General features: G+C 68.6%; 26 protein-coding genes and 1 pseudogene. 16 read left to right on the top strand and 11 right to left on the bottom strand.

Going from position 1 to position 24,591, the window contains the following annotated elements:
• Positions 1-17: 17 nt before the first annotated feature.
• On the bottom strand, positions 18-812 hold the full coding sequence (locus tag AB0M22_RS15075) for a CPBP family intramembrane glutamic endopeptidase (protein WP_364725894.1): 795 nt from the start codon (positions 810-812) through the stop codon (positions 18-20).
• Positions 813-1,238: 426 nt separating this feature from the next.
• Between AB0M22_RS15075 and AB0M22_RS15070 the strand changes: the two genes are divergently transcribed.
• The 3 genes from AB0M22_RS15070 to AB0M22_RS15060 all read left to right on the top strand — a co-directional run bounded on the left by AB0M22_RS15070 (position 1,239) and on the right by AB0M22_RS15060 (position 3,744).
• Positions 1,239-2,564, top strand: a complete 1,326-nt coding sequence (locus AB0M22_RS15070) for an LCP family protein (protein WP_364725891.1) — start codon at positions 1,239-1,241, stop codon at positions 2,562-2,564.
• 10 nt (positions 2,565-2,574) lie between these two features.
• Positions 2,575-3,123 (top strand): ferritin, encoded by a 549-nt coding sequence (locus AB0M22_RS15065; protein ID WP_364725888.1) that lies wholly within the window; start codon positions 2,575-2,577, stop codon positions 3,121-3,123.
• Positions 3,124-3,195: 72 nt separating this feature from the next.
• Entirely contained in the window at positions 3,196-3,744 is a 549-nt protein-coding gene (locus AB0M22_RS15060) for a ferritin (protein ID WP_150400542.1), read from the top strand.
• A 245-nt stretch (positions 3,745-3,989) separates the two neighbouring features.
• Here AB0M22_RS15060 and AB0M22_RS15055 read toward each other — a convergent pair whose 3' ends face one another.
• The 4 genes from AB0M22_RS15055 to AB0M22_RS15040 all read right to left on the bottom strand — a co-directional run bounded on the left by AB0M22_RS15055 (position 3,990) and on the right by AB0M22_RS15040 (position 7,291).
• Positions 3,990-4,910 (bottom strand): DUF5926 family protein, encoded by a 921-nt coding sequence (locus tag AB0M22_RS15055; RefSeq protein WP_364725884.1) that lies wholly within the window; start codon positions 4,908-4,910, stop codon positions 3,990-3,992.
• Between the two features lie 201 nt (positions 4,911-5,111).
• Entirely contained in the window at positions 5,112-5,879 is a 768-nt protein-coding gene (locus AB0M22_RS15050) for a glycerophosphodiester phosphodiesterase (protein WP_364725882.1), read from the bottom strand.
• On the bottom strand, positions 5,876-6,931 hold the full coding sequence (locus AB0M22_RS15045; protein WP_364725880.1) for a DUF4328 domain-containing protein: 1,056 nt from the start codon (positions 6,929-6,931) through the stop codon (positions 5,876-5,878). The genes AB0M22_RS15050 and AB0M22_RS15045 overlap by 4 nt, the downstream gene beginning before the upstream one ends.
• Before the next feature lie 27 nt (positions 6,932-6,958).
• Positions 6,959-7,291 carry a rhodanese-like domain-containing protein gene (locus AB0M22_RS15040; RefSeq protein ID WP_364726942.1) on the bottom strand — a complete coding sequence of 111 codons (333 nt, stop codon included), beginning with the start codon at positions 7,289-7,291 and terminating at the stop codon, positions 6,959-6,961.
• 570 nt (positions 7,292-7,861) lie between these two features.
• Here AB0M22_RS15040 and AB0M22_RS15035 point away from each other — a divergent pair.
• The 4 genes from AB0M22_RS15035 to AB0M22_RS15020 all read left to right on the top strand — a co-directional run bounded on the left by AB0M22_RS15035 (position 7,862) and on the right by AB0M22_RS15020 (position 11,327).
• Positions 7,862-8,473 carry a hypothetical protein gene (locus AB0M22_RS15035; protein ID WP_364725877.1) on the top strand — a complete coding sequence of 204 codons (612 nt, stop codon included), beginning with the start codon at positions 7,862-7,864 and terminating at the stop codon, positions 8,471-8,473.
• A 385-nt stretch (positions 8,474-8,858) separates the two neighbouring features.
• Positions 8,859-9,482, top strand: a complete 624-nt coding sequence (locus AB0M22_RS15030) for a superoxide dismutase (RefSeq protein ID WP_150400539.1) — start codon at positions 8,859-8,861, stop codon at positions 9,480-9,482.
• Positions 9,483-9,776: 294 nt separating this feature from the next.
• Positions 9,777-10,304, top strand: coding sequence for a peptidase (locus AB0M22_RS15025; protein ID WP_364725872.1), 528 nt, complete (start codon positions 9,777-9,779; stop codon positions 10,302-10,304).
• A 294-nt stretch (positions 10,305-10,598) separates the two neighbouring features.
• Positions 10,599-11,327 (top strand): TMEM165/GDT1 family protein, encoded by a 729-nt coding sequence (locus tag AB0M22_RS15020; RefSeq protein WP_364725869.1) that lies wholly within the window; start codon positions 10,599-10,601, stop codon positions 11,325-11,327.
• Positions 11,328-11,372: 45 nt separating this feature from the next.
• On the opposite strand, the gene AB0M22_RS15015 is transcribed toward AB0M22_RS15020, so the two are convergent.
• Together AB0M22_RS15015 and AB0M22_RS15010 are read right to left on the bottom strand one after the other, a co-directional pair.
• Positions 11,373-12,056, bottom strand: coding sequence for a TetR/AcrR family transcriptional regulator (locus tag AB0M22_RS15015; protein ID WP_364725866.1), 684 nt, complete (start codon positions 12,054-12,056; stop codon positions 11,373-11,375).
• A 24-nt stretch (positions 12,057-12,080) separates the two neighbouring features.
• A pseudogene (locus AB0M22_RS15010) lies at positions 12,081-12,958 on the bottom strand (SDR family NAD(P)-dependent oxidoreductase).
• A 359-nt stretch (positions 12,959-13,317) separates the two neighbouring features.
• Between AB0M22_RS15010 and AB0M22_RS15005 the strand changes: the two are divergent.
• A complete protein-coding gene (locus tag AB0M22_RS15005; protein WP_364725863.1) occupies positions 13,318-13,893 on the top strand; it encodes a DUF4352 domain-containing protein in 576 nt (191 codons plus the stop codon).
• A gap of 127 nt (positions 13,894-14,020) precedes the next feature.
• Positions 14,021-14,788 (top strand): SDR family NAD(P)-dependent oxidoreductase, encoded by a 768-nt coding sequence (locus AB0M22_RS15000; RefSeq protein ID WP_150400533.1) that lies wholly within the window; start codon positions 14,021-14,023, stop codon positions 14,786-14,788.
• Positions 14,789-14,838: 50 nt separating this feature from the next.
• Here the strand turns inward: AB0M22_RS15000 and AB0M22_RS14995 are convergent, their stop codons facing one another.
• The 4 genes from AB0M22_RS14995 to AB0M22_RS14980 form a co-directional block, all read right to left on the bottom strand.
• Positions 14,839-15,648: a class I SAM-dependent methyltransferase gene (locus AB0M22_RS14995; protein ID WP_364725859.1), complete on the bottom strand. Its 810-nt coding sequence runs from the start codon at positions 15,646-15,648 to the stop codon at positions 14,839-14,841.
• A 163-nt stretch (positions 15,649-15,811) separates the two neighbouring features.
• Complete coding sequence (locus AB0M22_RS14990) at positions 15,812-16,270, bottom strand: GNAT family N-acetyltransferase (protein ID WP_364725856.1); 459 nt, start codon at positions 16,268-16,270, stop codon at positions 15,812-15,814.
• Between the two features lie 63 nt (positions 16,271-16,333).
• Positions 16,334-18,304, bottom strand: a complete 1,971-nt coding sequence (htpG, locus tag AB0M22_RS14985; protein WP_364725853.1) for a molecular chaperone HtpG — start codon at positions 18,302-18,304, stop codon at positions 16,334-16,336.
• Positions 18,301-20,037 (bottom strand): TM0106 family RecB-like putative nuclease, encoded by a 1,737-nt coding sequence (locus AB0M22_RS14980; RefSeq protein WP_364725850.1) that lies wholly within the window; start codon positions 20,035-20,037, stop codon positions 18,301-18,303. Before AB0M22_RS14980 ends, htpG begins: the two co-directional genes overlap by 4 nt.
• A 229-nt stretch (positions 20,038-20,266) precedes the next feature.
• Between AB0M22_RS14980 and AB0M22_RS14975 the strand changes: the two genes are divergently transcribed.
• Genes AB0M22_RS14975 through AB0M22_RS14945 form a run of 7 tightly spaced genes read left to right on the top strand, consistent with a single transcriptional unit; the run spans position 20,267 to position 24,565 of the window.
• A complete protein-coding gene (locus AB0M22_RS14975; protein ID WP_364725847.1) occupies positions 20,267-20,911 on the top strand; it encodes a DUF6474 family protein in 645 nt (214 codons plus the stop codon).
• Positions 20,912-20,922: 11 nt separating this feature from the next.
• Positions 20,923-21,441 (top strand): hypothetical protein, encoded by a 519-nt coding sequence (locus AB0M22_RS14970; RefSeq protein ID WP_364725844.1) that lies wholly within the window; start codon positions 20,923-20,925, stop codon positions 21,439-21,441.
• Between the two features lie 41 nt (positions 21,442-21,482).
• Positions 21,483-22,136, top strand: a complete 654-nt coding sequence (locus tag AB0M22_RS14965) for a YcnI family protein (RefSeq protein ID WP_364725841.1) — start codon at positions 21,483-21,485, stop codon at positions 22,134-22,136.
• A 32-nt stretch (positions 22,137-22,168) separates the two neighbouring features.
• Positions 22,169-22,678, top strand: coding sequence for a copper resistance CopC family protein (locus AB0M22_RS14960; protein WP_364726939.1), 510 nt, complete (start codon positions 22,169-22,171; stop codon positions 22,676-22,678).
• The gene (locus AB0M22_RS14955; protein ID WP_364725838.1) at positions 22,675-23,634 is read left to right on the top strand and encodes a CopD family protein; all 960 of its coding nucleotides are present in this window, start codon (positions 22,675-22,677) and stop codon (positions 23,632-23,634) included. Before AB0M22_RS14960 ends, AB0M22_RS14955 begins: the two co-directional genes overlap by 4 nt.
• 51 nt (positions 23,635-23,685) lie before the next feature.
• Positions 23,686-24,165, top strand: coding sequence for an SRPBCC family protein (locus AB0M22_RS14950; RefSeq protein ID WP_364725835.1), 480 nt, complete (start codon positions 23,686-23,688; stop codon positions 24,163-24,165).
• Positions 24,166-24,190: 25 nt separating this feature from the next.
• A complete protein-coding gene (locus AB0M22_RS14945; protein ID WP_364725832.1) occupies positions 24,191-24,565 on the top strand; it encodes a DUF5313 family protein in 375 nt (124 codons plus the stop codon).
• The last annotated feature ends 26 nt before the right edge of the window (positions 24,566-24,591 follow it).

Below are 24,591 nucleotides of genomic sequence, written 5' to 3'. Positions count from 1 at the left end.
CGCCTCGCGGGTCCGTCCTAGGGCAACCACGACACGTGACCGCGGAGCAAGGTGTAACCGACGTAGGCGACCGTGTCGATGGTGGCGTGCGCGAGGACCAACGGCCACAGCTTGTTCGTACGCTGCCAGTAGCGGCCGAAGATCAAGCCCATCACCAGGTTTCCGATACCGCCGCCAAGACCCTGGTACAGGTGATAGCTGCCGCGCAGCAGTGCCGAGGCGAGCAGTGACGAGTTCTCCGACCAGCCGAGCTTGCGCAGCCGCGTGATCAGATACGCGACCACGATGATCTCCTCGGCCAGCGCGTTCGCGCAGGCGGACAGGATCAGCGCGGGCAGCCGCCACCAGTGGTCGCCGAGCGACGCGGGCACGATCGTCACGCTCATCCCCAGCGCGTGCGCGGTCAGATACAGGCCGAGACCGGGCAATCCGATGATCGCGGCGAGCACCAGCCCGGGCACGACGTCCGCGCGCCAGCGCAGCCGCGCCGCCAGCCCGATCAACCGCGGCCCGATTCCGCTGCGCCACAACAGATACAGCCCGAGCGCCGCCCACCCGACCAACCGCGCCACACTCAGCAGCTGGAACAGCAGGTCGATGGTCGACTGCGCGGAACGCGACGGATTCAGCGCAACCGTGCGCCCACCCACCCCGCCCGGCGCGAGCGCGCTCTCCACCAACGACAACGCCGCGTTGAGCCCACTCAACCCGAACGTGACCACCAGCACGACCGCGAGTTCGAGCTTGATCCCGAGCCGCTCCCGCTCGGTCACCTCGGACTCGCCGCACTCGGCCCCGGACTCACCACGCATGCACTCGAATCTATTGCCCACCCGCGCCCGGTAACACGCACGGCCCGCGCGCCGCGCCCGGCGCCAACCATTCGACACCGATGCGGGCCTCCCGGGCGAGACGACGACGCCCAACCTCTGCGGCGAACAAATACCGCAGATCGGCTCAGCTCACGGCCGACCCTGGGTGTCGACAAACACATCGCTCCACCGACCCGCCTCTCACCTGCACAGATGAGCGTCGGCAACGGCCGTGACCCAACTGTTCTCCGCATCTCGATAACACCGAACCAGCACCGGCGAATTCATAGAGAGTGCGCGAACGGACGGGCACCGGGACCGGCGCGGGCCACGCAGGGCACACAGACAAGGTCAGCGCCGGGATCGGACCGAGATCATCCGCCGCACGACCTCCCCGAACGACGACGGATAAGTAGAGTCTCAGTGATGAATGGCGACGACCCCAGGTACCGCGCGCCGATGCGCCGGGTGCCGCCGCCCGGCCCGCCGCCGAGGCAGCGTCCCGGGCCGCACCGCGCAGGCCCGCCGGGTGACCCGCAGTCGCCGTACATCGAGCCGACCCAGGTGCTGCACCGCGGCGGCCCGCAGCCGCCGCTCGCGTATTCGCAGGTCCCCCCGGACAACGTGGGGACGCGCAGGCCACCGCCGCCGCTGAACAAGCCGCCGAGGCCGCAGACCCACGCGCCGACGCAGCAGCCGGTCCCCTATCGCGAGGGACCGCCGCAGCGCCCGCATCGGCCGAGCCCGCCGCCGCCACCGCCGTCCGGTCCCCCGCGCGGCGAACGCCAGGCCCGCGCGCCCCGCCCGCGGCGCAAGCGCCATTACTTCCGCTGGTTCCTGGTGCTACTGCTGGTGCTGGTCATCGCCGCGGTCGGCGCCGTGGTGAAACTCGACGGCTCGCTGACCCGCATCCCGGCGCTGGCGAACTACGCCGACCGCATCGGCGATACGCCGGGCACGAACTGGCTGCTCGTCGGTTCCGACGGCCGCGCCGGCCTGACCCCCGAGCAGGAGCAGGAGCTGGCCACCGGCGGCGAGGTCGGCCCGGAGCGCACCGACACGATCATGCTGGTGCACATCCCGAAGTCGGGCAAGACCACGCTGGTCAGCCTGCCGCGTGACTCGTACGTCAGCATTCCGGGCAACGGCAAGGACAAGCTGAACGCGTCCTTCGCGATCGGCGGCCCGCAGCTGCTGGTGCAGACCGTCGAGATCGCGACCGGCGTGCACATCGACCACTACGCGCAGATCGGCTTCAGCGGTTTCGCCGGCGTGGTGGACACGCTCGGCGGCATCGACGTCTGCCTGCCGAAGGCCATCGACGACCCGCTGGCCGGGATCAACCTGCCGGAGGGCTGCCAGAAACTGACCGGACCGGAGGCGCTCGGTTTCGTGCGCAGCCGCGCGACCGCGCTGGCCGACCTGGACCGAATCAACAATCAGCGCATTTTCATGGCGGCGCTGGTGAAGAAGGCGACCAGCGGCGCGACCCTGGCGAATCCGTTCAAGCTGTGGCCGCTGGCGACCGACATGGCGAAATCGCTGAAGGTCGACGACGGCGACCATATCTGGAATCTGGCGCAGCTCGGCTGGGCAATGCGCGGGGACACGATTCCGACCACCGTGCCGGTCGGCGGTTTCGCGGACACGGACAGCGGCAATGTGCTGCTCTGGGACAAGAACAAAGCCGGGCAGTTCTTCGATGCGATCGCTTCGGACCGACCGATTCCGGACGACCTGCTGACGAGGTAGCGTCGATCACATGACGGACACCGAGCTCGATCAGCCGTTCCCCGCTCTGCTCAGCGCACAGATCCAGCACGGTTTCACGGCCGCCCAGCAGTACCTCGCGGCGGCCGTGTACCTGGACTCGAATCGGTTGCCGCAGTTGGCCAAACACTGCTACGGCAAGTCCGAGGAGCAGCGCGCGCACGCATTACGGATGGTCCAGTATCTGCTCGACCGCGATCTCGAGGTCCGCGTCGTCGGGCTGAACGAGATCCGGTCCAGCTTCGAATCCCCCCGTGCCGCAATAGCTTTCCTGCTGGAAACGGAGCAGACCAGGAGCGGGCAGATCACCGGCCTGGCCCGCGCGGCCCGCGAATCGGGCGACTACCTGGGCGAACGCTTCATCCAGTGGTTCCTGAAGGAACAGGTCGAAGACACCGCCAAGATGAACACGCTGCTGACCGTGATCGACCGTTCGACGGGTGATCTTTTCGACGCGGAGAACTTCATCGCGCGCGAACTGCGGGCCCCGCAACGGGCCGACAACGCAACTCCGAGAATGGCTGGGGCAGCGAAGAATTAATTAGGCAATACTAGCCTCAATAAGGTTGCACTTGGATGACAGGCGCCTTGACCAGCGCTAATGTCCCTTACTATGTCCAGCCATCCGGAGTCCCCACGCAGCAAATTCCACGGCCTGCTCCATGATCAGATCAGGCACGAATTCAACGCCGAGCATCAATACATCGCAATCGCGGTATGGTTCGACAATGCTGACCTGCCGCAGCTGGCCAAGCGTTTCTATGCGCAGGCGGTCGAAGAGCGCAACCACGCGATGATGATCGTGCAGTACTTCCTCGATCGGGATATCAGCGTCGACCTGTCCGGTATCGATGCGGCCAAGTCCAAGTTCGAGAATGTGCACGAGCCGATCGCGCTGGCCCTGGCCCAGGAGAAGACGGTCACCGACCAGATCATCCAGCTGGCCAGCACCGCCCGCGAAGAGGGCGATTACCTGGGCGAGCAGTTCATGCAGTGGTTCCTGAAGGAGCAGGTCGAGGAGGTCGCCAACATGACCACCCTGCTCACCATTGCCGAGCGCGCCGGGTCCAACCTGTTCGACCTGGAAGAGTTCATCGCCCGGGAAATGGGTGGCCCGAGTGATGCTTCCGGCGCACCGTCGGCCGCGGGCGGATCTATCTGATCGTTCGACGCAAACAGGCCCAGCTCTTCGCGAGCTGGGCCTGTTGCCGTTTTAGAAGGCGTTCTACTGGGCGCTCATGGTGCTCAGGATTGCCTTGAGTGCAGTGATGAGTTCGGTCATGAAACTTGTTTCCTCTTTCTTCATCAGGTTGGTGAGGCCACCCTTCACCAGCGTCCGATCCTAGCCGAGAAACTGACTCCCGAGTAGCTTAGAAAGGACGATTCTTCCTAAGAATTCCCTATTGATCAGCGCAGGGTGACTTGGCGCGAACGCAGGCCATCGCGCGAACGACGCTCACCGACGGTCAACGGCGCGTCCGAGGCGAGCGCCTCGGCCAGCCGCGCATCGAATTCCTGTGCGGGCTTTGCCCATTCGTCCGGGTGCTGCTCGGGATCCAAGTCGAAGACCGGGACCAGCACACCGTGCGTGCGGAACGACCCGGCGAACCGGGAGCCCTCGCCCAGTTGCAGACCACCCGCGGCGTGCAGGCGAGCCAGCGCCAGCATCAGGTCGTCCTCGGCCTCCGGCCGGACCCAGCGGATGTGCGCCTTGTCGCCGGCATCCACCCACCACGCCGCACCGGTAGCGTCCGGACCGAGCGCGATCCGCGCCGACGGCTTGATCGCCAGCTTGGCCTGCTCGATGGTCGCGGCGACCTGCGGGTCGGGCTGCACGCCCTCGGGCACCCACCAGTCGAAGTCCTGGTGCACCGTGAGATCCAGGTCCGCGCCGGCATCGATGACATCGGCCAGGCGCGGGCCGCCGGCCACGCTCTCCACCGACGCCAGCGAGTCGCCGGGCTCGGCGGACTGCGTCCACAGGATCGCGGCGGCGAGATCGGCACCCAGATCGGCGCCCTGGAACTGCACCTGCGCACCGACATAGCCGCTCGGCTGATCGCCGGCCCGCACCAGCGCGGCGACCGCGCCGGGCAGCACGGTGGCGAGCACGACCGAGCGCTCGGCCGCGACGCCGGAGGCCAGCTTCAGCTCGGCGGTCGCCGACGGCACGAACTCGCAGAGCGCGACCAGGTCGCACTCCGCGGCCAGCCCCTCGAAGGGACGCGAGACGGTCTGCGCGGCCTGCTCCAGCGCCACCTTCCGCTCGGCGAGACGCTGTGCCCGGTTCCCTCCGGGCTTAGGACTATTCCGCTTGCTCTTACCCACGGGGGGTCAACCTACAGGGTGTGCGCGGCGCCACCCCGCGCGCCACGGCACCGAACGCGGCCGGAGACGGCGGGTGGCCGCGGGATCGACGGGCGATCGCCGAACGGCGCAGGCGCACAACCTGGTTCGCGCGCACCGCGATCCGCGGCGACCTGGTCACCGGACCGACTCTGTCAAGGCACCTTTCGGCCGGCGCCGGACTCAGGCGGCGTCGAGCAGGGCCTTGGTGCGGCCGGGGTGGTTAGTGGCGACCCAGCTGACGCCGAGGTCGGCGCACAGGCGCACGTCGTCGGGGTCGTCCACGGTCCAGCAGTAGGTGGCGCGGCCCGCGGCGGCGGCCTTGTCGACCAATTCGGGATGATCGCGCAGCGTCTTCACCGACGGGCCGACGGCGGTCGCGCCGACCGTGGTCGCGGCGCCGCCGCCGAGGTAGCGCGACGACTCACCGAGCAGCACGGTCGGCAGCAGTGGCGCGGCCCGCCGGATCCGCCAGACCGCGGTGGCCGCGAACGACATGACCACCGCGCGTGAGTGATCCGCGGAGGCGGGCGTGGCGATGCCGAACCGCTGCAACTCGGCGAGCAGCTTGTTCTCCACCAGCGCGCCGTAGCGCACCGGGTGCTTGGTCTCGATGAACAGCTTGGTCGGCCGGCTGCGCCAGTCCAGCACCAGCGTGATCAGCTCGCTGAGCGTGAGCACCTCGGCCGCTTCGCCGTCCGCGCCGAAGTCGAGTTCCTTCAGTTCGTCCAGGGTCATCTCGCTGACCAGCCCGGTGCCGGAGGAGGTCCGGTCGACGGTGCGGTCGTGCACGCACACCAGATGCCCGTCCCTGGTCAGCCGGATGTCGCACTCGACCCCGTCCGCGCCTTCCTCCAGCGCCAATTCGTATGCGGCGAGCGTGTGTTCGGGGCGCGCCGCCGAAGCACCGCGGTGCGCCACGACGAACGGTGCGCGACTGACCTGGCTCACTTGGCCATAACCTCCTCGTGCTCACGGTCCACTGCACCGTTGTCGGTATCTGTGTCTGGTAGCTCGTCGGCCTTCGGCTGCTCGGCCGCGCGGGCCCCGCCGCCGGGTTGCACCGGCTCGATCACCGGCACGGCCGGGTCGACGGCGATCAGCCAGCGGCGCGCGGTCCGGCTGTGGCCCAGCGCGTCTCGATCCTCGACCGCCCGCAGCATGGCCAGGGTGAGCAGCGCGACCGCGGCGGCGACCAGGTCGGTGAACGCGGTGAACAGCACGCCGTCCGCCTTGACCTGCAACGAGTCCGCGGTCCGCCAGAGCAGCGCGGCGGCCGTGACCAGCCCGCCGAATATCCAGGCGGCCCACCAGATCCGGATCGCCCGCAGCGCCCGCGGATCGGACCGGCCCGCGACGATCTCGGTCAGGAAGACGCCGGGCCACAACAGGTTGACCACCGGAATCACGCAGCCGAGCACCAACGTCCGGGCCGAGCGCGGGTCGGCGCGTCCGGCCGCCTGGAAGGCGAGCCTGCGCGCGTCGACCAGCCAGCCGACCACGGCCACCGCGGCCAGCAGGGCGAGCAGCAGCGCGATCAGCGCGGCCGCGACCACGAACACGTCGGAGCAGATCAGCACCGCGGGGTGGATCAGCCGCGTCCGATTGCGCAGCAGCAGTAGATAACGCAGCAGTTCGGCGACGGCCGCGACGGCGAACATCGACGCGGTGGCGATCAGCAGCGTGGATGCCCACTTGGTCAGCCTGGTCAGCGGGCGCGGCGCCGCGGCGGCGGGCCGGGGCGGCGGATCGAGCAGGCCCCAGCGCGGAATCTGGGTGTAGCGCGGGGTTTCGCGGCTCGCGGCGCGACCGGCGACCGGGGCGCGGCGGGTGCGATGGTCGGGCTTGCGGGCCACCCAGCGATAGTTGCGGCGCTCGGCGGGCGCATCGATGGGCGCGGGCGAGAGCAACACGCCGCGGCAGCGCGGGCACCAGTGCATCGGGGTCGACTGCACGGCCCAGCGCGCGCCACACCGCGCACAAGGTTGTACGACCGTGCTCACCGTGCCTCCTGTGTGTTGCGGCGTTCGCTAGTAGATCTTCGCCTGCCGGTCACCGTCGGCCACCAGCGGGCGTCCGGCCTGCTGCCAGGCCACCATGCCACCGTTGACCTGGATGGCGTCGAAGCCGATGTGCGTGAGGTATTCGACCACCTGCAGGGAACGGCCGCCTTGCCTGCAGATGACGTAGAGATCGACGTCGTAGTCCAGCTCGTCCACCCGGGCGGGCACATCGACCATCGGGATGTGCACGGCGCCCGGCGCGTGTCCGAGCTGCCACTCGTCGTCTTCGCGCACATCGAGCAGGATCGCGCGCGGGCCGTCGGCCGGACCCGGCGCGCCGCTGTCGAATTCGCTCGGCACCGCGTCCACCGGGACCGAAGGAACATGGGGACTCGTCACGGTTTCGATCCTGCCATGGGTGCACGGGTGCCGTGCAGTTCCGGCCCGCGCCCGGGCGGCCGGTGACTCGACACCGAGCCGGTACCTCAGGTATGTTTTCGGTCCCGGAACCCTGATCGATGCCCCGCTCAGTGGCCGCATGTGCATACCTCCGACAGAGTTATCCACATAATCCACAACTTCATCCACAGGCTGCAGCTATCAGACAGCGCACCAGTTTCAGGATTTGGCTATCAAAGCTACCCGCGGGCTAACTCATCTTCCGGCCCCACACGCCCCGATCGAGGCCCTTTCGCGGGCCGTCAGCAGATTCGCGGCGTGTTCGTACGGCGCGAACGACCGATCCGGGACTCCCCTCCAGCATCCAATCCCGGAGCGGTCATTCGCCGCCGACCTCGAAACTCGCCGGCGCAGCGGGTTCCGATAACTACTTGGACGGCGGCGCGCCCGATTCGGTTCCATAAAAAACGAGAACACTAGCGAAAAACTGAAATACTGGGCTCCACCGGTAGCTGTCGGTAGCCTGTGGCCATGAACGTGAGCAGGGGGCTACTCGACGGAATGGACACGGCTGGGCTCAACGTCGCGCTGTCCGAGGCGACCTGCCTCGGCCTGGAGGTCGACGCGGCGGCCAAGCAACTACGACTCGACTTAGAGGTGCTGACGCTTCCGGAAAACGGAACGCCCACCGAGGATTACCGCGTTCAGGTGACCTTCACCGGGGTCGGCCGTGTCGCGGCATCGCTGCGCATGCAGAACTGGGACGACCTGGAACCGCAGGTCCTGCCCTTGCAACTGGACGGACTCGACGCGGCCATCCGCAGCTTCGGCGGCGGCAGGCTGCACGGCTGGGAATTCATCGACCTCGACGACAGCGGCTGGGCCCTGTGGAGCGAGCTGCTCAGCTTCGACACCGAGATCGACGAGCACATCTCCGCGCACGTGCTGGAGTTCTCCCAGGAAGAGGGCATCGACCCGCGCGAACTGGACGTGCGCGTGTGGTTCGACAACGTGCTCATCACCGACACCACCGGCCGGGAGATCCCGCTGGCCGAGTTCATCGCGGGCGCGACCCGCTGGTGGGAGGCGCACGACGCGGGCGATCCGCGGGCAACCCGTCCCGGCATCGCGCCGCCGCTCTGACCCGACCGACCGACACCGCACATCCGGGGCCTCCGGGTGTGCGGTTTTCGTCTGCGCGGGCGGGGCGCGAAGGCTTGGGTGGCCGTTGACGTAGTGGGTATCCGGCACCAGGATCGGTACTGCCCGGCTGGGCGGTTTGCCCGATCCGGCGCAATGATGACGGACCCGGTGCGGCAGCGTCGCCCCACTAGTTCGTCGTACTACGACGTGGTTCGATGCTACGCGTGAGGTTCGACCCGGCGCCCCGGTGACCTCCACGGGTGCACAGCCCAGGCCCGGTACGGAATGCGGGGGCATCAGGCCCGGTTGGAACCGAGCGGGTGTACGAATGATGGTTGGGTGTGCTCGAGATGGGCGCACGCAGCCCGACATAGGAAGGGACATCGTGGCTGAGTACACGCTGCCAGATCTGGATTACGACTACAGCGCCCTGGAGCCCCACATCTCCGGGCAGATCAACGAGCTGCATCATTCCAAGCACCACGCCGCGTACGTCGCCGGCGCGAACACCGCACTCGAGAAGCTCGAGGCCGCCCGCGACAGCGGCGATCACGGCGCCATTTTCCTGTACGAGAAGAACCTGGCCTTCCACCTGGGCGGGCACGTCAACCACTCCATCTGGTGGAAGAACCTGTCCCCCAACGGTGGCGACAAGCCGACCGGCGAGCTCGCCGCGGCGATCGACGACCAGTTCGGCTCGTTCGACAAGTTCCGTGGTCAGTTCACCGCCGCGGCCAACGGCCTGCAGGGCTCCGGCTGGGCGGTGCTCGGCTACGACACCCTCGGCCAGAAGCTGCTGACCTTCCAGCTCTACGACCAGCAGGCCAATGTCCCGCTGGGCATCATCCCGCTGCTGCAGGTCGACATGTGGGAGCACGCCTTCTACCTGCAGTACAAGAACGTCAAGGCGGACTACGTGACCGCGTTCTGGAACGTGGTCAACTGGGAAGACGTGCAGGATCGCTTCGCGCGCGCCGTCGGCCAGGGCAAGGGCCTGATCTTCGGCTGACCGCCGCCTCGGTGCCTGCCGGGCCCGCGCTCCCTCCGCGATTCAGCGGTCGGGGCGCGGGCCCGTCTCAGGTCCGGGCTCGACGCGATCCGGACACGCCCGGGCCGCAAACCGGTCTCGGGGCCGCGGACCGACCGGCCGCCGCGGGGCTGTGGGCTGCGACAATCGCTGGCCAGCCGGTTTCCGCTGGTCACCTGGCACTCTTTGGTACTTGTGTGCCAGGTGTTTCATCGTTCATCCTCGGAATCCACAGAGGACGGGCAAAGCCGCCCCGGTTACACGACGGGAGGCATCATGCGGACGAATGGACCGATCGGCATCACGCCGTTCCATGCCCGCGGCTCGCTGCGGGGTTTCGTCATCTCCGGCCGCTGGCCGGACACCACCAAGGAATGGGCGCAGGTGCTGGTGCTCGCGGTCCGGGTGGCCACGCTGCCCGGATTGCTGACCACCTCGACGGTTTTCGGGGTGCGCGAGGAGTTGCCGGACGATCCGGCGCCCGGCACGGTCGGCCTGGTGCTGGCCGAGGGCACGGTGCTCGGCGCGGAGGCGCTCGCGCCCGGCAGGTTTGCCGATCATGTGCCGGCCGCCCTGCTGATGCTGCATCCGCCCTCGGAAACCCGGCCGTCACTGCCGGAATGCGCGGGCGCCGCGTCGGGCTGCGTGCTGCTGCCGGGCGTGCCGCATCTGGGGCTGGAACACCGGGCGGCGTGGGCCGAGGCGGAGTCCGACGGCACGGTGACCTCCCTGGTCAGCCGCGTCGGACTGGACCCGATCAGCGACCCCGACACCGCGGTTCTGGCTATGCTGCTGGCCGCGTAAGGGTACCCGAAACTCTGCGCGTGGATCGCCAAACTTATTGCGCGCATTGCGATTTGGGCAACACCAGGTTGGCGCACGCGGACCCGTGCGGGTAGAGTCGGGTACAGCGAAGGGGAGTAGCCCCCAATTGCACAGTCGACATACTGACCCGCAACCCCACGAGGGTTCGGGTCCGGCTGTGTGAACCGGAACAATCCGGTGGGCGAGACCTTCGGCCGAGACAACTAATCGTTGTCGGCCGGAGGCATACCCAGACTCCGACCGGCAGGCCGGAGACCCGGGAGCCGCACAATCATGATCGCCACTGTTTTGCTGAGTATCGGCATCGTCTTCCTCGCCGAGCTGGGCGACAAATCCCAGCTGATGGCGTTGACGTTCGCGCTGCGCTATCGCTGGTGGGTGGTGCTCGGCGGGATCGCCACCGCGTCGGCCGCGGTGCATCTCATCTCCGTCGGCGTCGGTTATTTCCTCGGTTCCGCGCTGCCGACCCGGGCCATCTCGCTGGTCGCCGCGCTCACCTTCCTCGCCGTCGGACTCTGGACGCTGCGGGAACACTTCCGCGCGGACGACGAAGACCCGGCACCGAAGTCCCTGCGCGCGAGCACCGCGCCGTTTTTCGTGGTGCTGTCCGCGTTCCTGCTCGCCGAACTCGGCGACCGGACCATGTTCGCGACCGCCGCGCTGGCCACCGATTACGACTGGGTCGGCGTGTGGATCGGCTCGACGATCGGCATGGTCGCCGCCGACGCGCTCGCCATCGGCATCGGTATCCTGGTCGGCAAGCATCTGCCGGAACGGGCCATCGGGATCGGGTCGGGTCTGCTGTTCCTGTACTTCGGTGCGGCGACGCTGCTCTCGACGGCCGCGCCGGCACTGAGTGGATTGCTCGTCGCCGCGCTGGCGGTGATCGCGCCGGCTTTGGGTGCGGCGGTCATGCTGATCGTCCGGGCGCTGCGGCCGGAGCCGGTGGAACCCGAAGTGCCGTCGCCCAGTCCGGCGACGGACCCCGAACTGCATCGGTAACCGATCATCGAACTCGGTGACGAATCGGCTGTAGAGTTCACATGATCAAGACCGTGACTCGGCCGCGGTCAGAGCGTCCCCGAACAGCTCCCCGCCCCGGCGCACCAGATCGAGCAACGGAACCCGCAGCGCGAGCAGGCCGGCCGAGTCGTCGGCGGCGATCCGGCCGGTGACCATCGCGCTGATCGCGGCGGCGAGGGTCTGGCAGGCGAAGCGCTGCTCATCGGTCCGGGCGCCGAGCACGTCAGCGATCAGGCCGACGAACAGCTCCTGTAGCTGTGCCCGGCGCGCGAGGGCCGCCGTACCGACCGCGTAGACCTCCACGAGGAACAGCCGCGCGCTGGCCGGGTCGTCGACCAGGTGCTGTAGGTAGGCCGCGAAGATCCGGTCCATCTTGGCCATGCGGTCCGGCTCGGGTTCCGCGCCTGCCGCCGGATCGCCCGCCTCCTCGGAGGCATCCGCGATGCGCCCGAGCAGGTTCTGCACCGCCCGCTCGTAGGCGGCCTCGAAACAGGCCTCCTTGGAACGGAACTGCTCGTAGAACGTCTCCCTGGACACTCCCGCGCGTTTCAGGATCGCCGCGACCGACGTGCCGACGTAACCGTTCTCCACCATCGCCTCGGCCATCGCGATCAGGATGCGCTCGCGCTGCGAGGCGACCACCTGCTCACGCGGCAGGCCGTGCCTGCCGCGCGGGAGTTGGCGTGCGCTGGTTGCCGATTCGGTCATTCGAGGGCTCCGGGGTTGGGTCGGCTAAGCTTTCCGCTCCATTTTGCGGGGTCTGTCCGGTTGGTCCGTGGTGAAGGGTGCCTCTTCGTTCCGCGCGATCTCCAAGGCCCGCCGCACGCCTCGGCGCAGGGCAAGCGCGATCACCCGCTGGGCGATCGGCCGGAACGGCAGGACGACCGCCACCCACCAGGGCGAGACCACCTGCCGACGCCGCCGCGCGATGGCCTTCTCCACCGAATCGATGGCAGGCCCGAGCGGCGCGACGCCGGACACGGTGGACCGGCCGATGATCGCGCGCGCCGCGGCGGTGCCGAAGCCGCGCGAGGTCATGTCGGTGTCGAGTTCGGCGAAGTACGCGACGCCGACCTTCGCCCCGGTGTGTTTGAGCTCGATCCGCAGCGTATTGCCGAGCGCCTCCACCGCGGCCTTCGACGCGCTGTACGCGCCGACCAGCGGCAGATGCACCGCCGCCGCGAGCGAGGAGTCACCAGCGCATAGCCGTTCGGATGACTGATGTGCGGCCCGGCCGCGCGCAACGTGTAATAGACGCCGAGCACATTGACCGCCAGCGTCTCCTCCATCACCGCCGGATCGCCGCCGATCAACGGCAACTGCCGCGCCACCCCCGCGTTCGCCACCACCACATCGAGTCCGCCCAGCTCGCCCACCAGCGTCGTCACCACCCGCTCCACCTGCTCACGATCCCCGACATCGCAATACCGCCACGGCGCATCCCCACACTCCCGCGCCATCTCCCCCAGCAACTCCCCCTCCAACCCCAGCAGCGCCACCTGCGCCCCGTCGGCGTGCAACTGCCGAGCCAGCGCGGCCCCGATCCCCCGCGCCGCCCCCGTGATCAAAACCTTGCGCCCAGCAACAGACGCCCCCGCGAACAGCTTCATGCAGCGACGGTACCACCAATGAACACGTCTGTTCGCAAATACTTCGGCGTTACCTCGAATGGCCGTGCGGACCGGCCGAAATAGCCAACTGCCTGCACGTATTTCAGTTATTCGGTTAGCGCATGAACGTAACGCCGATCACATGAGGTCGATAGAGGCGGCATCAGGTCCATCACTTCTCGCAGAAGGCGAACCAGATGACGTCACCACAGGGCGGATACCCGCAGCAGCAGCCGCCGAATCCCAACTGGGGCAACCAACCTCCGCCCGTCGGCGGGCAACAGCCCCAGCAACCCGGACAGTTCGCACCGCCGCCCGGATACGGTCAACCGCCGAAGAAGTCCAGTGGTGGCAAGATCGTGCTCATCGTGGTCGCGGTCGTTATCGGGCTGTGCGGGTTCGGTTCGGTTATGGCTGCGGTCAATGGCGGCGACGACAAGAAGACCGATACCACTGCCGGCCCGGCGGCCGCGCCGGCAGCCGGCGCGGCCGGTGAATCCGCTGCCCCGCCTGCCGCGAAGCCGCCGGCCGCGAGCGCACCGGGCCTCAATACACCGGTGCGGGACGGCAAATTCGAGTTCGTCGTCACCGGTGTCCAGGTCGGCCTCGCCGAAGTGGGCGACAACCCGTATCTGCAGCGAAAAGCCCAGGGCGCGTACACGATCGTCTCGATGACCGTGAAGAACACATCGAACAAACCGCAGGGCTTCAGTCCGAGCGCTCAGTATCTGTTCGACGGCCAGAATCGCAAGTTCGAGAACGACAGCATGGCCGCGATCAACCTGCAGGCCGACACGAGCATGTATGCCGGCGTGAACCCGGGCAACACGGTGACCGCCCAGGTCGTGTTCGATCTGCCCGCCGACGCGGTACCGAGCCACATCATGCTGCACGATTCGATGTTCTCCGGCGGCGCCAAGGTGACTCTCCAGTAGCTCCCGCCCGAGGCGCGGCGAAGGTCCTTCCCGGGGTGAGAGGGAGTCCTCATGGGGGTTGGGTGGGGGAACCGTTAGGGTGCAATTGACGAAGGGCCAACTGGCTGTCACGAACGAGAGGACCATCGTGGAGATTTCGGGTTCCGCCGCCATTGTCACCGGAGGCGCATCCGGCCTCGGCGCCGCCACTGCCAAGCGTTTCGCCGAGCTGGGGGCCACTGTCTTCGGCCTGGATGTGCCGCAGTCGATCGAGCGGGCCGGGGACAACGTGCCTGCCGGGGTCACCCTCATTCCGGCCGATGTCACCAGCAACGACGAGGTCGCCGCCGCGGTCGCGAAGGTCGTCGAGTCGGGTGCGCCGCTGCGCATCGTGGTCAACTGCGCCGGCGTCGGCTGGGCCGGGCGCATCCTGTCCAAGAACGGCCCGCACGATCTGGAGCTGTTCCGCACGGTCATCACGGTGAACCTGCTCGGCACCTTCAACGTCATGCGGCTGGCCGCCGACGCGATCAGCAAGACCGACACGGTCGACGAGTACGGCCAGCGCGGCGTAATCATCAACACCGCCTCGGTCGCCGCGTTCGAGGGCCAGATCGGCCAGATCGCCTACTCGGCGTCCAAGGGCGGCGTGCACGGCATGACCGTGCCTGCCGCGCGCGACCTGGCCCAGTTCGGCATCCGGGTGAACACCATCGCCCCCGGCATCATCGACACCCCGATGCTGGCTGGCGTCACCGAGGAGTACCGCAAGGGCCTCGAGGCAGGCGTCCCGTTCCCGTCCCGCCTCGGCCGCCCGGACGAGTACGCGCAGCTGTCGCAGTACATCGTCGAGCACGACTACCTCAACGGCGAGACCATCCGCATGGACGGCGCGCTGCGCATGGCCCCGCGCTAAGCACCGAGCAGAACCCGAAAGCCGCTGTCGACCAAGGTCGGCGGCGGCTTTTATTTGTGCCCGATGCCGAGGAACGCGGTGGTGGACAGCGGCTGTTGCGGCCGATAGTGCTCGGCGAGATAGGCCTTCATCAGCGCGACCCGTTCGGCCCAGACCTGTTCGCCGACCGTGCGGCGCATGAGCCCCAGCGGCGCGCTGCTGCGCACCATGGTGTCCCACATCTGTTCGGCGCTGTCGAAGGCGAGCGCGGTCGAATGCCGTTGGATGGACACGGCTTCGAAGCCGGCCTGGCGCATCTCGGTCTGGAAGACCTCGGGATTTTCCAGGCTGAGGTAGTTGGGTTGCGGCTCCTGGATGCTCGGGTCGGCGGCGTGGAAGGCGCCGAACATCATCCGCATCAGCGGAGATTCGGCGACCGGCGCCCAACTGGACACCACGGCCGTGCCGCCGGGCCGCAACACCCGGAACAATTCGGCGAAACCCTTGCCGCGCTCGGGGAAGAACATCAGCCCGAACATGGAGAACCCGGCGTCGAAACGGTCGTCGTCGAACGGCAGCGACTGCCCATCACCCACGCGCGCCTCGATATTGGTCGATCCGGCGGCCGCCGCCGCGGCGCTGAGGCGCTCGATCATCGGGGCGGAGAAGTCGATCGCCTGCACCTGCGCGACCTGCGGCGCGGCCAGCAGGCTCAATAGCCCTGTGCCCGCGGCGACGTCGATGACCTGGGAAGACGGTGTCAGCGAGGCGAATTCGAGCGCCCGGTCGGAGAAGGGCTGCATGATGGCGGGCGCGAATTCGGCGTAGCCGTCGGCGACGAGATCCCACGGCTCGGCGACGGCGAGAGGGTTTCCGGACATATGCTGACGATCCTTTCGATCGCCCAAATTTAACCGCTTCGCACCGTGATGGACCACAAAACCCGGCGAATATCGCTGTGCGCGAAGGATTTCGGATCGAGTGCCAGAAGGTAGCGAAACATGTCGTTTCACTCTAAGTGCAGCTCAATGGGACAAATCGGACTCAGATGGCGCGCCGGAACGTCATCAGATCCCGTCCCGGCCCGTTGTAGTCCGGCACCGGACCACCGACGGTGAACCCCATCCGGGCGTGGAACGCGATGGACGTCTCGTTCGCCGGCGCGGTCACGGCCGTGACGATCCGCCGGTCGTGCGCCCGCGCGATCGCGAAGAACCGTTCGTAGAGTTCACGCGCCAGCCCGCTCTTGCGCGAATCCGGATGCACCCCGACGAAATGGATATAGGCCTCAGCAGATTCCGACGGTGACGGAAACCCGATCAGAAACCCGGACAGCCGCTCGCCTGCCTCCGCGACCAGGCTCGTCCGATGGAAGTGATCGAGAAACAACCGCGGCAGCACCGGCAGGATCGCCCGCCCCCACCACTCGTCCACCACCCCCGCGATGGCGTCGTAGTCCGCGGCCCGCGCCGCCCGGATCACCGGCTCAGTCGAATTCGACACAGTGCCCATTCTGCCGAGCAGCCGGCGAGGACCACCGCGGGGTGGTCCTCGCCGGTGACCGGATCAGAGGGTGCGGGTGAGCCGATCGGTGAGGATGTGCGCGAACCGCGCCGGATCCTTCAGCTCGCCGCCCTCGGCCAGCACCGCTGTGCCGTAGAGCAATTCGGCGGTCTCGGTGAGCTCGGGGACCTTGCCCGCGTCGGCGTCGTCCTTGCGCGTGTCATAGGCATCGCGCAGGCCGGTGACCAGCGGGTGGGTCGGGTTGAGCTCGAGGATCCGCTTGGTCTCCGGCATCAGCTGACCGGACGCGCGGTACATCCGCTCCAGCATCGGGGTGAAGTCGAAGACGTCACCGACGAGGCAGGCGGGCGAGGTGGTGAGCCGGCTGGTCAGGCGCACCTCCTTGACGCTCTCGTCCAGGGTCTTGCCGAGCCAGCCGAGCACCTCGGCGAAGTCCTTGTCCTGCTGTTCGCGCAGCGCCTCGGAGGCCTTCTTCTCCTCCTCGGACTCCAGGTCGACCTCGCCCTTGGCGATCGAGACGAACGCCTTGCCGTCGAACTCCGGCACCGAGCCGACCCACATCTCGTCGACCGGGTCGGTCAGGATCAGCACCTCGCGGCCCTTGGCCTTGAACGCCTCCATGTGCGGCGAGCTCTCGATCTGCTGCCGGGACTCGCCGGTCATGTAGTAGATCGAGTCCTGGCCCTCGGCCATCCGCTCGACGTACTGGGCGAGCGTGGTCACCTCGGACTCGGAATTGGTCGAGGCGAACGACGACACCTGCAGGATGGTCTCGCGGTTGTCGGTGTCGCCGAGCAGGCCCTCCTTGAGGACGCGGCCGAATTCCTTCCAGAACGTCTGGTACTTGGTCTGGTCCTCGGCGCCCTGCAGGTCCTTGACCGTGGACAGCACCTTCTTGACCAGCCGCTTGCGGATCATCCGGATCTGGCGGTCCTGCTGCAGGATCTCGCGGGACACGTTGAGCGAGAGGTCCTGCGCGTCCACCACGCCCTTGACGAAGCGCAGGTACTCCGGCATCAGCTCTTCGCAGTTGTCCATGATGAACACCCGCTTGACGTAGAGCTGCACGCCGCGCTTGTGCTCGCGGGTGAACAGGTCGAACGGCGCCTGCGAGGGCAGGAACAGCAGCGCCTGGTATTCGAAGGTGCCCTCGGCCTTCATCGGGATGATCTCCAGCGGCTCGTCCCAGGCGTGGCTGACGTGCTTGTAGAACTCCTTGTACTCCTCGTCGCTGACCTCGCTCTTCGGGCGGGTCCACAGCGCCTTCATGGAGTTGAGCGTCTGGTCCTCGACGACCGTCTTCTCGGTTTTCTCCTCGCCCTCACCCTCGGTGACGGTCCGCTCGACCTGCATGCGGATCGGCCAGGCGATGAAGTCGGAGTACTTCTTGACGATCTCCCGGAGCTTCCACTCCTGGGTGTAGTCGAAGAGGTGGTCGTCCTCGTCGGCGGGCTTGAGCTGCAACGAGACCGAGGTGCCCTGCGGCGCCTCGTCCAGGGTTTCGATGGTGTAGGTCGAGCTGCCCGCGGCCGAGGACCAGCGGGTGCCTTCGGTCTCCCCTGCGCGCCGGGTGGTCAGCGTGACCTGGTCGGCGACCATGAAGGTCGAGTAGAAGCCGATACCGAACTGGCCGATCAGCTCGGCGGTGTCGATGTTGCCCGCGGCGGCGCTCTTGGCCTCGTTGAGCTTCTTGCGCAGTTCGGCGGTGCCGGACTTGGCCAGCGTGCCGATCAGGTCCACCACCTCGGCCCTGGACATGCCGATGCCGTTGTCCCGCACGGTCAGGGTGCGGTTGTCCTGGTCGACCACCAGCTCGATGTGCAGGTCGTCGGTGTCGACCTGTAGATCCTTGTCCTGATAGGACTCCAGTCGCAGCTTGTCCAGTGCGTCCGAGGAATTCGAGATCAACTCCCGCAGGAAGGTGTCCTTGTTGGAGTAGACCGAATGGATCATCAGCTCGAGCAGCTGATGGGTCTCTGCCTGGAACTCGAGTTGTTCGACGTGCTCAGTCACGACGCGATAGTACGACGCCCGAAATCCGCGAGGCCAGGAACCTCGAGGTCTGCCCGGTCCGACATCCAGTCGCGCAGCACCTGGGTGGCCCGCACGTCGTCCTCGTTGTACTCCAGCAACCGGGTGCGCTGGGACATATCCGGCTCGCCCTCGTAGCCGACGGCCAGCCGATACCAGCTCATCGACGCCTCGCCGCCCGCCTCGGCGTCGCGCCAGGCGAAGCCCGCGACCGGGGCGATCTTCTTGAGGCCCTTGCCGTTCGGGCAGATGAACTGATCGGAGACGGCCTGGAACATGTCCACCCACTCCGGCCCGTCGACGAACGCGCGCACCTGATCGACCGTCGGCACTCCCGGCCGCCCGGCGAAACGGCGGGCCGACTCGTAGAGCCACTTGTCCTCGGCCGTGCGCGAATAGCAGTAGGCGGCAAATGTTTTGCCGTGCAACGCGGCGTCCGCGCGGATGGTCATCAGCCAGGTCCAGAACTCGCCGAACGAGCGGCCCTCGTCCTCGGTGGGCAGCGGATCCCAGGTGACGAACGGGCGGTACACGCCGTCGAGCAGGGTGCCCCACAGGTAGGCGCCGTACTCCTGGAAGCTCTCCAGGTCGACGTCCACCTCGACGTCGGCGCGCTGCACCCGGACCTGCTCGACCCGGCGCACCAGCGGCGCGCTCGCGATCCAGGCCCGCGCGGTGACCACGGCCTCGTCGAACGGACCGTGCTGCCAATCGTCGGGGTCGTCGCCCGCCCACTCGGCCAGGTCGTCGATGGTCTGCACACCGTGCCTGCGCAGCACCTCGGCGCGCGAGCCGGGCGCGACCAGGCTGACGTCACGATGCTCGACCAGCCAGCCTTCGCAGCTCGGGCCCTCTATGCCGCGGGTCCACCACGGGCACTGCCGGCATTCGGGCACCTTCGACGGCACCGTCGGCAGTTCGCCGCGCACCACCGCGACCCGGTCGGCGTAGCGCTGGTCGTAGTCGGCGAGCACCGGGCCGAGGTCGTGCACCAGGATGCAGTCGAAGTGGTAGCCGATCACGCCGCCGACCAGCGCCGGGCTGGCCATGCCGTGGCGCTGCAGCATGCGGTACAGGTGCGCGAGCCGCTGCTGGTCGCGCGGCTGCTGGCGCAGCTTGCGGTGCCGGTCCGGGCGCGGGTTCCAGTGGTACGGGTCGGTGGTGGTCGGGTGGAAGTCGGCGGGTTCGGGGTGGCGCGGGTCGGTCACCTTGTGGTTCACCACGATCACCGGGATGTAGCCGCCGCGATCGAGATCGCGCAGCAGGATCTCCGAGCCGCCGCGCCTGCCGGTCTCCGGCTCCTGCGGCAGCAGCCCGCCCCAGATGTGTTGCACGCCTTCCGCGCACGCCGCCATCGTGGCCGCGGCCCGCTCGGACGCGCGCAGCGTCGGGTCGATCACCACCCAGCCGGCCGGGTCCGCCTCGATCAGCGCGTCGCGCACGCGCAGCCGATGCGCCGTCGCCGCCTCCCGGCGCTGCCGCACCCCGGGATCCTCGGTGACCCCTTGCAACGCTCCGGGATGTACCGCGTCCAGATGCAGCCGATGCCGGCAACCGATCAGCGCCCTGGCATCGATGAACGGGGTCGGCGCGCCCGCACCGCCGGTCGGCCCTTCGACGGCCGTGCCGTTGTGCTTGCGACCTTCTCGGTCACCGATGCCCGATTCCACGCTATGCAGTATGGTCCCTACCCCCGACAAACCCACGAACCCCATGGGCACAGCCGTGGTTCGAACCGACGGCACCACCCTCGTAACGACCACAGTGCGAGTTCGGCGAGCACGTTCGTGGCCCGTCTCGCGTCCGAGGGGCCACGAACACGCCGCGGCCACGCGGCCGAGGACAGGGACCCGTTAGGGTAAAAGGCAAACCGTGTGACATGGGCGGAGGGGCTTTCCCCGGCGTCGTACTGCCATGGCAAACCAGCATGACGGAGGGCCTTCGATGGGGTTGTTCACGAAGCGCAAGCGGCGCCCGAGCCGCAGGGCCGAGGCGAAAGCTCTCAAGCACAAGGCCGGTTTGGAAGCCAAGCTGGTCGCGAAGAACGACCGCAAGGCCCGCCGCGCGGAGGCCCGTACCCAGCGCAAGGTGGCCAAGGCGCAGATCTCGGCGTTGCAGGCGGAGGAGAAGGCCTCGCTCAAGCTGGCCGCCAAGGCCGAGCGCGAGCTGTTCAGCGCGAGTCAGATGAAGAAGTACCTCGGCGTCGCCCGGGTGCTGATTCCGGTGCTCGCGCCGCTGGCCTATCGCGCCGCGACGTTCGTGCGCGCGCAGCTGGATACCCGCAAGGCCCAGCAGCTCGGCATCGGCATCGAGCAGCTCGGCGACTTCGGCGGGCACGGCGCGAAGTTGCAGGCCCGGATCGTGAATACCGAAGCGGCGCTGAACAAGGTCGGTGCGCAGGGCGGCAAGGACAAGGGCGACACGCAGAAGTTCATCGCGGCCACCCAGGCCCGGCTGGACAGCCTGGCCGCCGCGGTGCAGACCGCCGAGCAGATGCCCGCGCCGCGCCGCCGGGCCGTGCACGCCTCGATCGCCGAGGAACTGTCCGGAGTCGAAGCGGACGTGCTCGCCCAGCTCGGCGTGCGCTGACCTTCCGCGCGATGCCCCCGTCACCGCATACCGGCTACCTGCGTGGTGGTCTGGTCGGCGTGCTGGTGGGGGTGCTCGCGGTCGCCGCGCACGGCAGCGCGGGCGGCGGTTTCCCCGGTTCGGCGGAGCTGACGCTGGTGCTGCTGGTCGCCGCGCTGGCCGGTTGCGCGGCGAATGTGCTTGCCGGTGGGCGTGGTTCGGTACTCGGGCTGCTGATGCTCGGGCAGGTGGCGAGTCACGTCGTGCTGTCCGGCCTGCTCGGGCACGAACATCCCGCTGCCGCAACGAATCCGCTGCCCACCGGCTGGATGCTGGTCGCGCACGCGCTCGCCACGCTCGGCTGCGCCGCGGTCATCGCGGTCACCGAGCGGCTCTACGCGGTGGTCTCCGGCGCGGTCCGCGCGGTGCTGGCCAAGCCGGATCTCCCGCGGATCGCCGGACCGGCGCACTGGTCCGATCCCGGTCTCCCGCACTACCGCTGCCCGCCGAAGGGTGCGATCGGCCCGCGCGCGCCGCCGGTGCCGGCCTGACCCGCCGCACCACTCCCCTTCGGACAGAAAGTCTTTCCTTCATGCACCGTTCGATTTCGCGCGCCACCGGCACGGCCGTGGCCGCCGCCACCCTCATGTTCCTCGCCGCGGGCACCGCCGCCGCGCACGTCACCGTCGACGCGCCAGGCGCCCAGCAGGGCAAGTACGGGGTGATCACCCTGCGGGTGCCCACCGAATCCGACACGGCGAGCACCACCGCGCTCACCGTCACCCTGCCCAACCTGAAAAGCGCACGCACCGAACCGATCCCCGGCTGGTCGGCCAAGATCGAGAAGAACGACAAGGCGGAGATCACCGCGATCACCTGGACCGCCGAGCCGGGCAACGCCGGCGTCGGCCCCGGCCAGTTCCAGCGCTTCGCCATCGCGCTCGGCCCGCTGCCCAGCCAGGAGTCGGTCAGCTTCCCGGCCAAGCAGACCTACAGCGACGGCAAGGTGGTCGACTGGAATCAGCCCGCGGGTAAGGACGGCGCGGAGCCCGAGCATCCGGCTCCGTCGCTGACCCTGGCCAAGGGCAAGGCCGGCGACGACCACGGGGCCACCGCCGCGGCCGCGAGTTCGTCCAGCGACGACACCGACAACACCGCCCGCTGGCTCGGCGGCATCGGCCTGGCCCTCGGCCTGCTCGGCGTCGCGCTGGGCCTCGGCAACGTGATCCGGGCGCGGCAGTCGTGATCCGGCGACTACTCACCGCGCTCGTCGCGGGGGTGTTCCTGCTCGGATTCGGTTTCGCCGCAACGGGAACCGCCGCCGCGCATTCCGCGCCGACGGCCAGCGTGCCGGACGACGGCGCGACGGTCGACGCGGGACCGGCCAGGGCCAGCATCACCTTCAACGAGGCGTTGCAGCCCAGCTTCCCGGCGCTCACCGTGGTCGGGCCGGACGGCAACCTGTGGTCGAAGGGCTCCCCGACGGTGGACGGCAACACGGTCAGCGTCGAGGTGGGCGAGCTCGGCCCGGTCGGCGAGTACACGGTGGCCTACCGGGTGACCTCGGCGGACGGCCATCCGGTCAGCGGCAAGCGGCATTTCACGCTCAGCAAGGCGGGCAACGGCGTGCCCGGCGAGAAGCCGAACGCCAACGGCGCCGGCTCGGACAAGGACGGCTCCGACGGAATTCCGCTGTGGGTCTTCATCGTCGGCGCCGTGGTGCTGTTCGGCGGCGGCCTGGCGTTCGCGCTGTTCGGCGGCAGGAACCGGAAACCGAAGCAGCAGTGACGGGTAGGACGATCGGCGGCCGGGGCGGTGCGCGGCGTGGTACCGCGCGCGCACCGTGGCCGGTGCTGCTGATCGTCCCGGCCGGGCTGCTCGGCGTCGTCATCGCTTGGGCGCTGACGCTTCCCGCGGGTTTCGCGGCCGAGGCGACCGTCCGGGTGCTGGCCGACGGGGTCGGTGCGACGGTGCTCGGGCTGGCCGCGCTGCCCCGGGTGCACGCGCGGTTGACGCCGCCGTGGCGGTTGCTCGCGGTGCTGGCCGGATTCTGGTGCGGCACCGAGTTCGCGGTGCTGGTGTTCGAGGCGGCCGAGGTGGTGGGCGTGCCGGTCGGCAAGCTCGCGGCCGGGGAGTTCGGCACCTTTCTGGTGAAGCTCAGCGGCGGGCAGATCGGCATCGCCATTCTGGTCGGCGTCGGCGCGGTCGCGGTCTATTCGGCGGTGGCCTTCCGGCGCGCGGAGATCGCGTCCGCCGATCTGGTGCTGGTGTTCGCGGCGGTGGCGCTGGCCTTGCGGCCGATCACCGGGCACATGTCCCAGCAGACGTTCGGGTCGGTGCTCGCCGCGGTGCACGCGCTGGCCGCGGCGGCCTGGTTCGGGCTGCTCGTCGCGCTCGCGCTGGTGGTGCGGACCCGCGGCGAGTGGGCGGTGGTGCTGCCGCGGTATTCGGCGATGGCGTTGCCGCTGGTCGCGGCGGTGGGGGTGACCGGACTGCTGAACGGGCTGGTGCGGGTCGGCGGGATCACGCCGTTCGTCACGACCGGGTACGGACGCGTCCTGCTCGCGAAAACCGTTGTGCTGCTCGGGCTGCTGGCGCTGGGCTGGTGGTGGCGGCGCAGCTGGGTGCATCGAGCCGCCGACCACCGGATGACCGCCGCGGCCTCGCTGCGCCGGGCGACCATCGAAGTCGTGGTGATGGCACTGGCCTTCGGCCTGGCCGCCACCCTCGCGGTCACCGCCTGACCCGGCGCACGGGCCCAGGCGACCCGGATCGAAACCAGTTACTGTTTTCCCATGACCGAAGTGAAGATCGTCGAGGACTGTGCCGCGTCGGCGGAGTCCGCGTTCGCCTACGTGAACGACTACCAGAACCTGCCGCGCTTCCTCTACGGCATCCAGTCCTTCACCCCGGTCGGCGCGCAGACGGTCGGCGTGGGCGCCGCGTTCGACGGGCACATCAAGCTGGGGCCCGCCTCGCTCAAGTCGCGGATCGAGGTCGTGCGCTGGGAGGAGAACGCCGTCATCGCGGTGAAGTCGATCAAGGGCTTCGAGGTCGAGTCGACCTTCCTGTTCCACCCCAAGGGCGACGCGCAGTGCACCGTCGACGCGATCGTCGACTTCCGGGTCGGCGGCGGGCTGGCCGGGCGCGCGCTCGGCAAGACCATCGAGCCGTTCGTGAAGATCGCGGTGCAGCACACCACGCACAACCTGATCACGCAGATCACGGCGTTCCACCGGAACCGGGCGACCGAGTCGGACGGGTCCGTGCACTGACCGGTCCATAGGGGATGCTTGACCGATGAGCGCCACACCGTCCTTCTTCCAGCGGATCGGGTACGCCGCCGGGCGCACCCTGCCCACGTCGATGACCGACTGGGTGCGCGCGGACCTGGTCGGCCCGGGCGCGACGCGGCGTTATCTGTTGCGCATCCTGGTGCCGCTGATCCCGGTGCTCATGCTGTTCCTGCTGCTGCCGGGCCCGCTGTGGATGGGCCTGGCGATGATGGCGCTGCTGTATCTGCCGCTGATCTATTTCACCGTGGCGTTGATGTACGTCTACCGACGGCACCGGCTGATCAAGCACGGTCTCGATCCCGCGCTGGCCGACGCGGACGCGCGCCGCCGGGCCGAGCCGGAACGCCTCGCCTACGAGCGCAGGCACGGGCGAGGGTGACCCGCCCAGCAACCTAGCGGTGACCG

Source organism: Nocardia sp. NPDC051756 (genome assembly GCF_040681495.1).
In the GTDB taxonomy this organism is placed as follows: domain Bacteria; phylum Actinomycetota; class Actinomycetes; order Mycobacteriales; family Mycobacteriaceae; genus Nocardia.
Note: the sequence above shows the minus strand (reverse complement) of the source record. Positions and strands in the feature narration are given on the sequence as shown.

Coding starts and splice junctions, on each gene's coding strand:
- AB0M22_RS15075 (WP_364725894.1), bottom strand. CDS start 812: ATGCGTGGTGAGTCCGGGGCCGAGTGCGGCGAGTCCGAGGTGACCGAG.
- AB0M22_RS15070 (WP_364725891.1), top strand. CDS start 1,239: ATGAATGGCGACGACCCCAGGTACCGCGCGCCGATGCGCCGGGTGCCG.
- AB0M22_RS15065 (WP_364725888.1), top strand. CDS start 2,575: ATGACGGACACCGAGCTCGATCAGCCGTTCCCCGCTCTGCTCAGCGCA.
- AB0M22_RS15060 (WP_150400542.1), top strand. CDS start 3,196: ATGTCCAGCCATCCGGAGTCCCCACGCAGCAAATTCCACGGCCTGCTC.
- AB0M22_RS15035 (WP_364725877.1), top strand. CDS start 7,862: ATGAACGTGAGCAGGGGGCTACTCGACGGAATGGACACGGCTGGGCTC.
- AB0M22_RS15025 (WP_364725872.1), top strand. CDS start 9,777: ATGCGGACGAATGGACCGATCGGCATCACGCCGTTCCATGCCCGCGGC.
- AB0M22_RS15020 (WP_364725869.1), top strand. CDS start 10,599: ATGATCGCCACTGTTTTGCTGAGTATCGGCATCGTCTTCCTCGCCGAG.
- AB0M22_RS15015 (WP_364725866.1), bottom strand. CDS start 12,056: ATGACCGAATCGGCAACCAGCGCACGCCAACTCCCGCGCGGCAGGCAC.
- AB0M22_RS14995 (WP_364725859.1), bottom strand. CDS start 15,648: ATGTCCGGAAACCCTCTCGCCGTCGCCGAGCCGTGGGATCTCGTCGCC.
- AB0M22_RS14980 (WP_364725850.1), bottom strand. CDS start 20,037: ATGGGGTTCGTGGGTTTGTCGGGGGTAGGGACCATACTGCATAGCGTG.
- AB0M22_RS14975 (WP_364725847.1), top strand. CDS start 20,267: ATGGGGTTGTTCACGAAGCGCAAGCGGCGCCCGAGCCGCAGGGCCGAG.
- AB0M22_RS14970 (WP_364725844.1), top strand. CDS start 20,923: ATGCCCCCGTCACCGCATACCGGCTACCTGCGTGGTGGTCTGGTCGGC.
- AB0M22_RS14965 (WP_364725841.1), top strand. CDS start 21,483: ATGCACCGTTCGATTTCGCGCGCCACCGGCACGGCCGTGGCCGCCGCC.
- AB0M22_RS14950 (WP_364725835.1), top strand. CDS start 23,686: ATGACCGAAGTGAAGATCGTCGAGGACTGTGCCGCGTCGGCGGAGTCC.
- AB0M22_RS14945 (WP_364725832.1), top strand. CDS start 24,191: ATGAGCGCCACACCGTCCTTCTTCCAGCGGATCGGGTACGCCGCCGGG.